Source organism: Stenotrophomonas sp. 2694 (genome assembly GCF_040548715.1).
In the GTDB taxonomy this organism is placed as follows: domain Bacteria; phylum Pseudomonadota; class Gammaproteobacteria; order Xanthomonadales; family Xanthomonadaceae; genus Stenotrophomonas; species Stenotrophomonas indicatrix.
This window is the reverse complement of sequence record NZ_JBEPSG010000011.1, coordinates 20,191-33,102: the sequence shown is the minus strand read 5'-3', so window position 1 is coordinate 33,102 and position 12,912 is coordinate 20,191. Positions and strand designations below refer to the sequence as shown.

Annotated in this window: 13 protein-coding genes; 3 read left to right on the top strand and 10 right to left on the bottom strand. The window is 65.5% G+C overall.

Translation table 11 applies throughout. The features are described from left to right. Positions 1–6: 6 nt before the first annotated feature. From ABIA73_RS13930 to grxD, 8 genes are all read right to left on the bottom strand, one after another. Positions 7–528 (bottom strand): pilus assembly PilX family protein, encoded by a 522-nt coding sequence (locus ABIA73_RS13930; RefSeq protein ID WP_032951805.1) that lies wholly within the window; start codon positions 526–528, stop codon positions 7–9. Between the two features lie 5 nt (positions 529–533). Beyond that, positions 534–1,691: a PilW family protein gene (locus ABIA73_RS13925; RefSeq protein WP_025875252.1), complete on the bottom strand. Its 1,158-nt coding sequence runs from the start codon at positions 1,689–1,691 to the stop codon at positions 534–536. Positions 1,692–1,699: 8 nt separating this feature from the next. Beyond that, positions 1,700–2,197: a type IV pilus modification protein PilV gene (gene pilV, locus ABIA73_RS13920; RefSeq protein WP_025875254.1), complete on the bottom strand. Its 498-nt coding sequence runs from the start codon at positions 2,195–2,197 to the stop codon at positions 1,700–1,702. Then, positions 2,194–2,709, bottom strand: coding sequence for a GspH/FimT family pseudopilin (locus ABIA73_RS13915; RefSeq protein ID WP_025875256.1), 516 nt, complete (start codon positions 2,707–2,709; stop codon positions 2,194–2,196). Before ABIA73_RS13915 ends, pilV begins: the two co-directional genes overlap by 4 nt. Before the next feature lie 172 nt (positions 2,710–2,881). Further along, a complete protein-coding gene (gene ppnN, locus ABIA73_RS13910) occupies positions 2,882–4,270 on the bottom strand; it encodes a nucleotide 5'-monophosphate nucleosidase PpnN (RefSeq protein WP_025875258.1) in 1,389 nt (462 codons plus the stop codon). Between the two features lie 252 nt (positions 4,271–4,522). After that, positions 4,523–7,759 carry a TonB-dependent receptor gene (locus ABIA73_RS13905; RefSeq protein ID WP_033830765.1) on the bottom strand — a complete coding sequence of 1,079 codons (3,237 nt, stop codon included), beginning with the start codon at positions 7,757–7,759 and terminating at the stop codon, positions 4,523–4,525. A 208-nt stretch (positions 7,760–7,967) separates the two neighbouring features. Beyond that, a complete protein-coding gene (locus ABIA73_RS13900; RefSeq protein WP_025875262.1) occupies positions 7,968–8,765 on the bottom strand; it encodes an SDR family NAD(P)-dependent oxidoreductase in 798 nt (265 codons plus the stop codon). Next, positions 8,762–9,082 (bottom strand): Grx4 family monothiol glutaredoxin, encoded by a 321-nt coding sequence (gene grxD / locus ABIA73_RS13895; protein WP_025875264.1) that lies wholly within the window; start codon positions 9,080–9,082, stop codon positions 8,762–8,764. Before grxD ends, ABIA73_RS13900 begins: the two co-directional genes overlap by 4 nt. A gap of 119 nt (positions 9,083–9,201) precedes the next feature. Here grxD and ABIA73_RS13890 point away from each other — a divergent pair, with 119 nt between their 5' ends. Then, positions 9,202–9,780 carry a superoxide dismutase gene (locus ABIA73_RS13890; protein ID WP_032975704.1) on the top strand — a complete coding sequence of 193 codons (579 nt, stop codon included), beginning with the start codon at positions 9,202–9,204 and terminating at the stop codon, positions 9,778–9,780. Between the two features lie 216 nt (positions 9,781–9,996). Here ABIA73_RS13890 and ABIA73_RS13885 read toward each other — a convergent pair whose 3' ends face one another. Both ABIA73_RS13885 and purE read right to left on the bottom strand, forming a co-directional pair. Continuing rightward, on the bottom strand, positions 9,997–11,145 hold the full coding sequence (locus ABIA73_RS13885) for a 5-(carboxyamino)imidazole ribonucleotide synthase (RefSeq protein ID WP_354275936.1): 1,149 nt from the start codon (positions 11,143–11,145) through the stop codon (positions 9,997–9,999). After that, entirely contained in the window at positions 11,142–11,645 is a 504-nt protein-coding gene (gene purE / locus ABIA73_RS13880; RefSeq protein ID WP_025875268.1) for a 5-(carboxyamino)imidazole ribonucleotide mutase, read from the bottom strand. The genes ABIA73_RS13885 and purE overlap by 4 nt, the downstream gene beginning before the upstream one ends. Before the next feature lie 58 nt (positions 11,646–11,703). On the opposite strand from purE, the gene ABIA73_RS13875 reads away from it, so the two are divergent. After that, positions 11,704–11,973 (top strand): Trm112 family protein, encoded by a 270-nt coding sequence (locus tag ABIA73_RS13875; protein WP_025875269.1) that lies wholly within the window; start codon positions 11,704–11,706, stop codon positions 11,971–11,973. Then, the gene (gene nadC, locus ABIA73_RS13870) at positions 11,970–12,821 is read left to right on the top strand and encodes a carboxylating nicotinate-nucleotide diphosphorylase (protein WP_025875271.1); all 852 of its coding nucleotides are present in this window, start codon (positions 11,970–11,972) and stop codon (positions 12,819–12,821) included. The genes ABIA73_RS13875 and nadC overlap by 4 nt, the downstream gene beginning before the upstream one ends. Positions 12,822–12,912 lie beyond the last annotated feature (91 nt).

Sequence of the window (12,912 nt, the reverse complement as noted above, 5' to 3'; positions counted from 1 at the left end):
CCACCCTCACAGCTTGAATACGGTGTCGACCGCCGAGCGCGATGTCGCGTCGGTGGCCGTGTCGCCGGCGTACGTCGTGATCTGGTAGACCGGTGTTGCGGCCTCCAACGGCTTGCCCATGTCCAGCGCCCCTTCTCCCTGGATGCAGCCCTGGATCTGCCGGACCTTCACTGCCGGCTTGCTGCCCAGCTTGGTCTTGGCGACCCAGTCCGATGGATCGAAGCCATCGTCGCAGCGTTGATCGATGTCGGCCGAGGTAACCGTCGGGCTGTCACCCGGCGACTGGCGATTGGCAATCTTCTCCACGGCATTCTCGGCACTGCGGGCGGCGCCCTCGGCACTCTGGAAGGCTACGTTGCCGGCACGGTAGCCCGATGCCATGCGCTCCTGCATGCCGGCTACCTGCATGCCTATCACGCCCAGCAGCGCCAGCATGATCAGCAGCATCAGCGCGACGTAGAGCACGGCACCACGCTGCCGGACAGGGGCAGAGAAGGTGCGGCGCGAAGACATCTTGATGGAGCGCATGGTCGTCAATTCCCGAACAGGCGGTTGCGCAACGCAACGGAAACTTCATAGGCGCCACGGTGGCGCTGGTCATAGGGATCGCCCGGCGCGATGGTCACACCAAGCACCCCCAGGTAGGTGGCTGCCGAACCCGGAGCCTGCGCCGACGCCCGCTGCGGGCTGCGCGCAAGCAGCCCCACCTGCACCATGCCGACGCGGCGCCATGCGCCAACAGCGGTCGCATCCGTCGCGGTGCTGACGGCATTGGCAACACGCTGGTCGACGATGCGGCCACTGGGCGGGGTGGAAAGCGAAATATCCGGCGTTGCGTCAAGGCCGTACAGGAGCTGCATGCTCTCGATGCCCTCCACCAGCTCCTCACCGTCACCGTAGCCACCGGCTCCGTTGGCGCGGGCGCGGTACAGGGCAGGCTCATTGTTGCCGTTGCTCGCGATGTAATACACCAGGCCATCGGCGCGATACAGCATCGTCATCGCGTTGTTGACCGAATAGCCGGTCAGATCCAGTTTCTCGATCTTGACGGTGGATCCACTGATGGTGGCCGGGAACACATCGGCGCGGGTGCAATCGGCCAGCGCGAACACGGTCGGAGTGCCGGCAGCACCCGCCTTCAGGCGCGCCATCCCTTCACTGGACACCGTCACTGTGGTTGTAGTGCCATCCACACCGACGCCTGTCACAACCGCCCCTTCCGGGCTCAACAGGCGGAGCACAAGCACATCACTGCCGGGCAGTGGCGCCGGCTTCAGGTTGATGATGCTCTTGGGCACGGATATCGCCGCACTCCACGTGCGCCCCAAGGTCAGTGTATTGGTCGGGGCGGTGCCTGCGGCCTCATACCCCTGCACCGGCACCGAGAAATCCAGCGGATCTCCACTGCCAGCGGCGATACCAAGGTTGTAGCGGACATCGCCGGTGTTCTTGATCACATGCGCCTGGTCGTTCACGCAGCCAAAGTGACCCGCCATGCGCAGGTCACGCTGCAGGAAGTCCAATGCGAAACGTGCATTCTCCTGGGTCCGGGCAGCCCCCTCGGACAGGCGTGAAGCCGCGCGGGACGCGATGAAGATCTGCGTGATGCCCAGCAGAAGGACCAGACCGATGACCATGGCGATCATCAGTTCGATCAGCGACAGGCCGCGGGCTCGTGAAGACGGACTCATGGACGCGCTCACAGGAAAGTGGTCAGGCCGAAGGTGGTGAGGCTGTCGGGCTCCTTCGGATCCCAACGCTGATCACCCCAGGTAATGGCCACGCTGACCCGGCCGGTGCTCTGGGTAAACTGGACCTCTGCGCTGGCCTTTTCACCGAGTGTCTTCACAACCTCACATTGCCAGCGTGCCACGTTGGTCTTCGGCGTCACCGCCGCGCCGGTCGGCCAGGCACAAGCACCATTGGCCGTCACCGCTCCGGCAGCGAACGAGGCCGAAGAGTAGGCCCCGCCGGCAAGCGTATCGGTGCGCTGGGCGCGCATCAGTTCGATCAGGTCGTTGGCCAGGTTGGTCGCCTGGGTCCGGTAATTGGCACTCTGTACGAAGCGCACGCTCGTGGTCTGCAGCAAGGCAAAGCCGAGCAGCCCGAACGCAAGGATCAACAACGCCACCATCACTTCGATCAGGCTGAAGCCACCCTGGGACGAACGCGGAGAGGCAAGGTTGCGGCGATTCATGAGCAGGTTCCCTTGGTCACCCGGACCTGGCCGGACTTGTTGATCGTCAATGTGCTGCGCTGTTCGCCGGCCTTGCAGGACGCCGGGGACAGCACCACCGTCTGATCGTCCGCGGCCTTGCGACGGCCACGGCCATCAAAGGCGATGGTCGCTCCCGGGGGACCAACCACGCTCAATTGCGGGTTGCCCAGGGAGAAGCGCAGCACGCTGTCATTGCTGCCCAGCACGCCATCAGCGTCGAGATCGGACCAGGCCAGCAGCCCCTTGGACCATTCACCGTCACACGCCTGGCCATCGGTACTGCCACAGAGGCCACCACCACGGTTGTTGCGGATGGCCTCGCTGCGCGCGAGGTTGGTCAACGCGATCACTTCGTTGTTGGCAGTTGCCAGCCGGTTCGAACGAATCATGCTGCGGAAGCTCGGATAGGCGATCGACGCCAGGATCACGAAGACGGTCAGGGTGACCATCAACTCAATCAGCGTGAAGCCGTTTTGCCGGCGCAAAGACATTGGACGCTCCCCAGCGTGTTGGTGGCCACGATGGCGCACCGGCCTGCCGCCGGCAAGCGGCGGCAGGATGAACGGTCAGATCCGGGCGACGGGCGTCAAACCCTTGACATCCCGCCCTCCCCCACCGGTCCGGCGCGGTCCCCGCCGCGCCGTCCAGCTACCCTCGCCTCGCTTATGCCAGTACCTGGTAGCAGGGCTGGTATTCGCCAGAGATCTTCATCCGGCGCTGCTCGACGAAGGCACGCAGCAGCGCGTCCAGGGCCTGCATCATGTCGGGGTCGCCATGGATCTGGAACGGCCCGAACTCCTCGATGCGGCGCATGCCGTCTTCCTTCACGTTGCCGGCGACGATGCCCGAGAAGGCCCGGCGCAGGTCGGCTGCCAGCGCATGCGGCGCACGCCCGTGGTGCAGGTCCAGCGCCGCCATCGCCTCGTGGGTCGGCACGAACGGCTGCTGGTATTCCCACGGAATCTCGATGGACCAGTTGAAGAAGAACGAATCCTTCTGCGCCAGGCGATGCTCACGCACGCGCTTGATGCCGGCCGACATCTTCTTGGCCACCGCCACCGGGTCGCCGATGACGATTTCGTAGCGCTCGGCCGCGGCGTCGCCCAGGGTCAGGCGGATGAAACGGTCGATCTGCTCGAAGTACGGCGCAGCGACGGTCGGGCCGGTCAGGATCAGCGGGAACGGCAGGTCCTTGTTCTCCTCGCGCAGCAGGATGCCGAGCAGGTACAGGATCTCTTCGGCGGTACCCACGCCACCGGCGAACACGATGATGCCGTGGCCGATGCGGACGAAGGCCTCAAGGCGCTTCTCGATGTCCGGCATGATCACCAGGTGGTTGACGATCGGGTTCGGCGACTCGGCGGCGATGATGCCCGGCTCGGTCAGGCCGATGTAGCGCGTCACGGTCCGGCGCTGCTTGGCGTGGGCGATGGTGGCGCCCTTCATCGGGCCCTTCATCGCGCCCGGGCCGCAGCCGGTACAGATGTCCAGGCCGCGCAGGCCCAGCTCGTAACCGACCTGCTTGGTATACAGGTACTCGTCGCGCGAAATCGAGTGGCCGCCCCAGCAGACCACCAGGTTCGGGTCACCCGGGTTGAGGATGCGTGCGTTGCGCAGCAGCCCGAACACCGCATTGGTGATGCCCTCGGACGACTCCAGCTCGGCCGCGTAGGCCGGGCCCATCTCGATGGCCATGTACGCCAGGTCACGGACCACCGCGAACAGCAGCTCGGCCACGCCGCGGATGATCTCGCCATCGACGAACGCCATCGCCGGCGCATTGGCCAGGTCGATGCGCACGCCGCGATCCTGCTGTGCGACCTGGATGTCAAAATCGGGGTAAAGATCGCGCGCGGCGCGCGGATCATCGGAGGCACTTCCACTGGTCAGCACGGCCAGCGCGCAGCGGCGCAGCAGCTCGTGCATGCCACCACTGGAGGCGTCGCGCAGGCGCGCAACCTCGGCCCGCGACAGCACATCCAGGCCACCACGCGGGTAGATCCGCGCGTCCTGCACCGGCAGCGTCCGCGCTGCCTTTTCATTCGTTGTCATATCCACTTTTCTGCTTCCTTTAAGGTGTCCGACTGTACTGCCGCCCCCTTAAAAAGCAAAACGGCCGGGAAGCCCGACCGTTGGATAGGTGCGTCCCGCGTTCGCCGCTCCGGGACCGCTTCGGCGGCATCTGCGCCGCGCACGTGTCTGGATGCTACGCCGATGCACCACCTCCCGCAAGGACTTTCGCCTGAACGGAAAACGGCCAGGTTTCCCCGGCCGTTTTCCTTTACTGCATCACGCTCTGACGGATCAGAACTTGTACTTCAGGGTCAGCTGCATCGACCAGCGCGACACACCGGTGTTGCCCTTGTCGTTGTTGTTTTCCTGGATGGTCGGGGTATCGGTGGCGCCGGTGAAGTTGTAGATGTACTTGCCGGTTGCCGGATCGATACCTGCGTAGCTGGCCACGCGGGAGGTGGAGTTGAAACCGTAATCTTCAATACGGCCCCACTTCTTGTTGAGCAGGTTGCCGACATTCATGATGTCCAGCGCCAGCTCACCCTTGTGCTCCTTCACGAAGCCCGGGAATTCCTGGGCGATGTGCAGGTCGAAGCTGTTCACCCACTTGGTACGGAAGGCGTTTGCCGGAGCAATCTCGCCGCGGTACTTCTCCAGCTGCGGGTTGGCGGCAAGCCAGTCGAAGAAGGCCTTCTCCATCGCCGCACCGCCGGTGAACTTGACGTCGCCCGGGCCATTCGGCACGTAGAACAGGTCGTTGAAGTAACCGGCGCCAGTGGTGGCGGCGGCATCGCCGTTCATGTCGTTGTAGTAGATGTAGCTGAACGGACGACCCGAACGACCTTCGTAGAACAGGCCCACGGTGGTGTTGTAGTTGCCGAAGAACGCCTTCTTCCAGTTGATCGAACCGGTCACGCGGTCCTTGATCGCGTAGCGCGAATCATAGGCCACGTTCTCGTTGGCGGTACCGATCAGGGTGCTGCCCCAGTTGGAGGTGTTCTGCGAGCTGGTCAGCGGGCTGACTTCCTTCGCGGCGGTGTAGGTGTAGGCCAGCGACCAGCCCCAGTTCTCGGTCAGCGGCTTGTTCAGACCGGCGGTGAACTGGCGGCTGCTGCCCTTGTCGGTGTTCTTCATGAGCAGCACGTCGCCCATGTCAGAGGGACGATTGAACTTGCCGCCCGCACCGTTGCTGCCTTCACGGATGGAGCAGTTGGCGCCGGCGCACGGCGTGTAGCCCGCCGGATTCCAGTACAGCTCGCGACCATCCTGGCCGATGCGGGTCGCTGCAACGCCCGAAGCGTTGTACAGGTCCAGGCGCTCGAAGTAGATCGCGCTCTTGACCTTGGTGTACAGGAACTCAGCCGACGCAACGATGCCATACCACGGCAGCTCGTGATCGAAGGCGATGTTGGACTTCCACACCGACGGCAGCTTCAGGTCAGGCGCAGCGATGTCCACGTTCTGACGAGCACCGGCACCCGCAGCCGGGATGTACGGCGGATTGGTGTTCGGGGTGAAAATGCCGGTCTGGTTACGAACGGTGTACTCGGTGTAGTTCAGGCCGGTGTTCTGGTAGGCACCTGCCAGCCACACGTTCGGGGCCGCGCCACCGAACAGGCCCACGCCGCCGCGCAGCTGGGTCGGACGATCGCTGTCGAAGGTGTAGTTGAAGCCGAAGCGCGGCTGCACCAGCTTGCTGTCGGGCAGCTGGGTGTTGTCGTAGCCGTACAGTTCCATGATGCGCGGGTTGTACAGCTTCTGCGTGCCGAAGTCCGGCATGTCGACGCGGACGCCGGCCTGCACGGTCAGGTTGCTGTTGATGGCCCAGCTGTCCTGGATGAACAGACCGGTGTTCTTCAGCGTGTACTTGGCCGGGATGTCGTCGTAGCTGCCGCCGGCGCGCGGCGCACGCACAACGTACTGGTTGACGCGACCTGCAGCGAAATCGCTGAGGTTGTTGAACACATACGCGCCGTTGACGTTACGACCGTAGTAGTTCAGCAGGTCGTTGTCGGAGTAGTCGAAGCCGAACTTGACGGTGTGGTCGCCGACGTACCAGGTGGCGGCACCGAAGGCGCTCAGTTCCTTGCTCTCGACCGCGTTGACGTGCGAGTTCTGCTCGGTACCGAAGTACAGCGAGTCATTGCCGCTGGCGCCAAAACCACGGATCTGGATCTGCGGCAGGCTCGACGGCGTGGTACGGACCGAGGTGTATTCCTTGTGCGAGATCTTGAACTCGGTCGAGAAATTCTCGGACCAGTCGCTGAACAGCTCGCCCATCCAGGATTCATAGGTCTTCGGCTGCTGGTACCAGAAGGTGCTCAGCGAAACCGCGCTGTTGCTGATCTGCGGGAAGCGGACAACATTCTGCTCGAGCTTGTTGTAACGCACCGCGGCACGGTGGTTCTCGTTGATGTTCCAGTCGATCTTCAGCGCGTACTCTTCGACCTCGGTCTTGTTGGCCGGGGCGTTGAGCGAACCTGCGTCGAAGCCGTAACCGGTCGCGATCTGCTGCGCGCGGGTGATGTCGGCATCGGTGATGGTGCCCTTGCCGTACGGCGAATCGGTCAGGCTGACGCCCGGGGCCGAACGCTCCATCTTTTCGTAGTTGGCGAAGAAGAACAGCTTGTCCTTGACGATCGGGCCGCCGAAGGTCATGCCGTAGGTCTTTTCGTCATCAAAACCGTTGAAGCGGACATCGTCCAGGTTCTTGCGGACCATGTCCTTGTCGCGGTACGCGTAATACACGGTGCCGCCGAAGTTGTTGGTACCCGACTTGGTCACCGCATTGATCACCGCGCCCGTACCGCCGGCAATGGTGGTGTCGTAGTTGGCGATGTCGATGTTGATTTCCTGGATCGCATCCATCGACACCGGCTGACGCTCGGTCGGCAGGTTGTTGGATTCCAGGCCGAACGGATCGCCGGCACCGATGCCATCGATGCGGATCGCGTTGTAACGGGTGTTCTGGCCACCGACCGAGATCGCACCGTCGGCCTTGCTGACCTGCGAGATGCGCGGATCGAGGCGGATGTAATCCTGGATGTTGCGGTTCACCGACGGCAGCGACTCCAGCGTTTCGCGGTTGACGTTGGTGCCGGTGCCCATCTTGTAGGCGCTGAACAGGTCGCTGCCCACTGCGGCAGCCACGACCTGGACGGCATCCAGATTGGTGGCCGCAACATCGCCGGCCAGGTTGGCGTTGACCGTGTTGACCTGGTTCAGGTTGAGGTACACGCCCTCTTCGGTCTTGGTGCCCTCACCCGGCTTGGTGATGGTGATGGTGTACGGACCACCCACGCGCAGGCCGCGCGCGTTGTAACGACCCGACGCATCGGTGGTCGCACGCGAAACGGTGCCCGATTCGGTGTGGGTGATGGTGACTTCAGCACCAGCAACAGGCGCGCCCGCATTGGACACGACCTGGCCGCCGACACCGGCAGAGGTGCTCTGGGCGAAGGCGGGAGCGGCGGCGAGCGCAGCCACGAGACCAAGGGTGAGCTTGGACATCCGGAATGGGTGAGTCATTGTTCGGTAGCCTCGATGCGAGTTGGCGATGGCGGAAAAAAAGCGCATCCAAGCAGCCTTGCGGGCGGCTGTTCGGACATTTATCTGGGGTTCCCTACCGTGAACGGCAGCTGCCGCAACGGTTAACACTAGATTAACACGCTACGCTTTCAATGTGACGGTTGTGCGACAAACGGCACCGGATCGCAACGCTATCGTGACGGAATCTTCATTCCGCTTTACGAACGTCTTCACTCGTCGATGGCGGATTGCCCGCATCGAGCACCTGCCCGCGCCACGCCAGTCCGGCAGCGGACAACAGGGTCACGGCCGCTGCAGCGGCGGCCTCGGGGCCGCATGCGGCCGGGTCCTGGTCGATCGAATAGGCCCGCGCACGCAGGGCGGTACGCAAGGGGCCGGGATACAGGCCACTCACCCGCACCGGGCTGCGGGCCAGCTCGTCATGCAGGCTGCCGATCAGCCCGCGCAGGCCGTGCTGGGCGACACCGTAGCCGCCCCAGTACGCCTGCCCCACCCGCTCAGGGGCATCCACGGTGAATACCAGCGCCGCGTCTTCACGCTGGCGCAGCAACGGCAGGCAGGCCTGGGCCAGCCAGGCCGGAGCGGTCAGGGTGACGTGCACGGCGCGGGCGAAGCTGGCCGGGTCGGCCAGCTCGAACGGGGTCAGGCCGGGAAAGTGGGCCGCGCAGACCAGCAGGCCATCAAGGCGCCCCAGCTCCTGCGCCACCGCCTGGGCCAGTTCGGCATAGTCGTCGGGACCGGCACCTTCCAGGTCCAACGGGTACAACAGGGGCTCCGGCCCAACCGCCTGCACCTGGGCGTAGACCCGGTCCAGCCTTCGTGGCTTGCGCCCCAGCAGGACCACGGTCGCCCCCGCCTCAGCGGCTGCAACAGCGGCAGCGCTGCCGAGCCCGCCGCCCGCACCGGCAATGAGCACCACACGGTCCTGCAACGGGCGGCCATCGAGCGCCCCGTCTGCCGGTGACGTCGATGGCCAGGCGCTCATCCCTGCGCAGCCTCTTCGACGATGCGCTTGAGCTCGCCGGCTTCGAACAGTTCCATGACGATGTCACAGCCGCCGATCAACTCGCCGTTGATGAACAGCTGCGGGAAAGTAGGCAGATTGGAGAAGCGCGGCAGGTTGGCGCGGATCTCCGGCTCTTCCAGCACATTGACCGTGCGCAGTGCGACGGCGCCTGCGGCCATCAGCGCCTGCACGGCGCGGCTGGAATAGCCGCACATGGGGTACTGCGGGGTGCCCTTCATGAACAGCACGAGCGGGTAACGATCCACCTCGGCCTGGATTTGCTGCATTACCGCCACACCTCACTCCTTGCTTCGCCGGACGAACCAACCGCGATGGTCGGCTAGACTGCCCACGGTAGCCGCCATTGTAAGCCGATGGTACCGGCTGCCGCCGCCCCCTGGCCACGAACCTGTCCATGCCCGTCGAACTGCCCGCCCTGCCCTACCTGCCCTCGTCCCTGCAGCCGCACCTGTCGGCACAGACCGTGGAACTGCATCACGGTCGCCACCATCGCGCCTACATCGAGGCGGTCAATGCCGCCATTGTCGGCACCGAATGGGAAGAAGCCACGCTGGAGGACATCGTCCGCCACGCCCAGGGCGCGCTGTTCGATGCCGCCGCCCAGGCGTGGAACCACGGCTTCTACTGGCAGTGCCTGCGCCCGCGCGGCGGTGGCGAGCCGCAGGGCCGCCTGGGCGAACTGGTCAAGCGCCAGTTCGGCGACGGCCAGCGTCTGCGCGAAGAGTTCAATCGAACCGCGCTTGGCCTGTTCGGCTCCGGCTGGGTGTGGCTGGTGCAGCACCCCGGCGGGCAGCTCGGCCTGCAGGCCACCCGCAATGCGGGTACGCCGCTGACCGGCGACAGCACGCCGCTGCTCTGCTGCGATGTCTGGGAGCACGCGTACTACACCGACTACCAGAATGATCGTGCACGCTATCTGGAAGCATTCTGGCAACTGGTGAACTGGGAATTCGCCGAGAGCCAGCTGCGCTGAGACCGACGGGCATCCGCATCCGCCGGGCATGGCCCGGCGCTACCGGCATCACGCCTGGCCGTGGTGGATGCCCATCCTGGTCGGCCCCGCTCTGGTAGATGCCCACCTTGGTGGGCGTTGCTCTGGTAGATGCCCACCTTGGTGGGCGTCGCCGGCCAGCGGCCGGCACTACCGGGTTCAGCGGCGCCTGCCGGCCGACGGCCGGCATCACCTTGGTCAGCCGTTACGCAACGCGCGTACCGCAGGGGCCACCTGGGCCTGGCGGTCGAGCTCCAGGCCTACCTGCTCCAGCGCATCAGCCAGTGCATCGGCATCATCATCACGCAGGGTGGCGTGACCCACCTTGCGGCCGTCACGCGATTCCTTGCCGTAATCGTGCCAATGGCCACTGGCCTGCTGCAGCACCGGCGTCGGGTCAGGCATTACCCCCAGCCAGTTCAGCATGCAGGCATGGCCGAGCATGCGGGTACTGCCCAGCGGCAGGCCGAGCACCGCACGCAGGTGGTTCTCGAACTGGGAGGTTTCGCTGCCTTCGATGGTCCAGTGCCCGGAATTGTGCACGCGCGGCGCCATCTCGTTGGCCAGCAGTTCACCGTCGCGGCAGAACAGTTCCAGCGCGAACACACCCACGTACTGCAGGTGTTCGGAAACACGACGGGCATAGCCGATCGCTGCTTCGTGCTCGACAGCGGACAGCACCGCCGGTGCCACGCTGGCCGACAGCACGCCGTCGACATGCCAGTTGCCGGTGACCGGCCAAGCCTGGAAGCTGCCATCGCGGCCGCGCACGGCCACCACGCTGACTTCGCGCTGGAAGGCAACAAAGCCCTCGAGGATCAGGCCGGTGCGCTCGACCTGCGCCCCCAGGGCCTGCCATGCCGCATCGATGTCCGCTTCGCTGCGCAGGCGGAACTGGCCCTTGCCGTCGTAGCCCAGGCGGCGGGTCTTGAGGATGCACGGCAGGCCGAATTCGGCGGCCCTGGCAGCCAGCTCATCGCGGCTGCGGATATCGGCGAAGGCCGGCAGCGGAATGCCCAGCTGCTGGAACAGGGTCTTCTCGCTCAACCGGTCCTGGGCCACCGCCAGCGCCGACGGCGGCGGGTAGACCGGCACACGGTCGGCCAGCCATTGCGCGCTGTCCGCCGGCACGTTCTCGAAATCGAAGGTGATCACATCGACTTTGGCGGCGAAGTCCGCCAGTGCCTGGCGATCATCGAAGGCACCGACGGTGAGCGGTGCCAGCGGGCCACTGCAGGCGTCGGCCGCCGGATCATACAGTTCGAAGCGCAGTCCCAGCGGCGCACCGGCCAGGACCATCATGCGGGCGAGCTGGCCGCCGCCGAGGATGCCGACGGTCAGGCTCATTGGCGCGGATCGTCGTGGGCCATCACGTCTTCGGTCTGGCGCGCCCGGAAGCTGTCCAGCGCCTGGCCGATGGCCGGCTGGTCGCTGGCCAGCATCGCGGCGGCAAACAGTGCGGCATTGGACGCGCCGGCATTGCCGATGGCGAAGGTGGCGACCGGGATGCCGGCCGGCATCTGCACGATCGACAGCAGCGAATCCATGCCGTTGAGGGCCTTGGACTGCACCGGCACGCCCAGCACCGGCACCGCGGTCTTGGCCGCGATCATGCCCGGCAGATGCGCGGCACCGCCGGCGCCGGCGATGATCGCGCGCAGCCCGCGCGAACCGGCCTGCTCGGCATAACTGAACAACACATCCGGCGTCCGATGCGCGGACACCACCTTCACTTCGAACGGAACACCCAGAGCTTCAAGCTTCTGGGCGGCGTGCTGCATGGTTTCCCAGTCGGAGCGGGAACCCATGACGATGCCGACAAGCGGCGCGATCGGGTTGGGGGTCATTGGCCGTCACCTGCCTTAAAGACGTATTCTAGCCATCTTCCACGCAAGACGAAGAACCATGGATCGCAAGCTGCTCGACCTGCTGGTATCGCCCGACACCCGCCAGCCCCTGTCCCTGCTGGATGGCAAGGGCCTGGAAGCCCTCAACCGGGCGATCGCCGCCGGTTCCGTCAACCGCGCCGATGGCAACCCGCTGGCGCAGCCGCTGCGCGAAGCCCTGGTCACCCGCGACCGCAAGCAGGTGTTCCGCGTCGACGACGGCATCCCGGTGCTGCTGGCCGAAGAAGCCATCCCGACCGCACAGATCGCCGACTTCCCGGCCGCATGAGCGCGCTGCCGACGCCGGATCCAGCCGTCGTCGCGGCCGATGTCGCCCGCGCGTTGGCCGAGGACCTGGGCAGCGGTGACGTCACCGCCGCCCTGCTGCCCGACCAGCCCGACAGCGCCTACCTGCTGTGCAAGCAGGATGCGGTGATCGCGGGCCGCCCGTGGTTCGACGCCACCCATCGCGCACTCGATGCGGACGTGCAGATCGAGTGGCGGGTGGCCGAAGGCGACAGCGTCAGTGCCGGCACCGTGCTGGCCCTGCTGCACGGACGCAGCCGCAGCCTGGTCAGCGCCGAACGCACCTCGCTGAATTTCCTGCAGACCCTGTCCGGCACCGCCACCACCACGGCCCGCTACGTGGCTGCGGTGGAAGGCACAGGTACGCGCATCCTTGATACCCGCAAGACCCTGCCCGGCCTGCGCCTGGCCCAGAAATACGCGGTGCGGTGCGGGGGTGGCGACAACCACCGCTTCGGCCTGTACGACACGGTGATGCTGAAGGAGAACCACATCCGCGCGGCCGGTTCACTGGCTGCCGCTGTGTCGGCCGCCCGCCAGCAATGGCCACAGCTGCCGCTGGTGGTCGAGGTCGAGGACCTGGAACAGCTGCGGCAGGCGCTGGAAGCCGGCTGTGAACGCATCCTCCTGGACGACTTCAGCCCGGAACTGCGGCGCGAAGCGGTGCGCATCACCGAAGGCCGCATTCCACTGGAGGTGTCCGGCAGCGTCGGCCTCGGCGGCCTGCGCTCGATCGCCGAAGATGGGGTGGACTGCATTTCCATCGGCGGCCTGACCAAGCACGTGCAGGCAATCGACCTGTCGTTGAAACTGGGTCCGCCACCGGGTTGAGGGTGGATTCGCGGATCGTGATGTTGCCGGCCAGCGGCCGGCACCACCGTTCTCACACCCGGCGTTCACAACGGCGCTGCGACGCTGCGGC

What these genes read in the sequence shown, in the direction of transcription:
- ABIA73_RS13900 (WP_025875262.1), bottom strand. Translation starts at nt 8,765, where the DNA reads ATGAGCGCCTGGCCATCGACGTCACCGGCAGACGGGGCGCTCGATGGC.
- pilV (WP_025875254.1), bottom strand. Translation starts at nt 2,197, where the DNA reads ATGAATCGCCGCAACCTTGCCTCTCCGCGTTCGTCCCAGGGTGGCTTC.
- ABIA73_RS13915 (WP_025875256.1), bottom strand. Translation starts at nt 2,709, where the DNA reads ATGTCTTTGCGCCGGCAAAACGGCTTCACGCTGATTGAGTTGATGGTC.
- ABIA73_RS13885 (WP_354275936.1), bottom strand. Translation starts at nt 11,145, where the DNA reads ATGAGCCTGACCGTCGGCATCCTCGGCGGCGGCCAGCTCGCCCGCATG.
- ppnN (WP_025875258.1), bottom strand. Translation starts at nt 4,270, where the DNA reads ATGACAACGAATGAAAAGGCAGCGCGGACGCTGCCGGTGCAGGACGCG.
- ABIA73_RS13925 (WP_025875252.1), bottom strand. Translation starts at nt 1,691, where the DNA reads ATGAGTCCGTCTTCACGAGCCCGCGGCCTGTCGCTGATCGAACTGATG.
- ABIA73_RS13905 (WP_033830765.1), bottom strand. Translation starts at nt 7,759, where the DNA reads ATGACTCACCCATTCCGGATGTCCAAGCTCACCCTTGGTCTCGTGGCT.
- ABIA73_RS13930 (WP_032951805.1), bottom strand. Translation starts at nt 528, where the DNA reads ATGCGCTCCATCAAGATGTCTTCGCGCCGCACCTTCTCTGCCCCTGTC.
- ABIA73_RS13890 (WP_032975704.1), top strand. Translation starts at nt 9,202, where the DNA reads ATGCCCGTCGAACTGCCCGCCCTGCCCTACCTGCCCTCGTCCCTGCAG.
- nadC (WP_025875271.1), top strand. Translation starts at nt 11,970, where the DNA reads ATGAGCGCGCTGCCGACGCCGGATCCAGCCGTCGTCGCGGCCGATGTC.
- ABIA73_RS13875 (WP_025875269.1), top strand. Translation starts at nt 11,704, where the DNA reads ATGGATCGCAAGCTGCTCGACCTGCTGGTATCGCCCGACACCCGCCAG.
- purE (WP_025875268.1), bottom strand. Translation starts at nt 11,645, where the DNA reads ATGACCCCCAACCCGATCGCGCCGCTTGTCGGCATCGTCATGGGTTCC.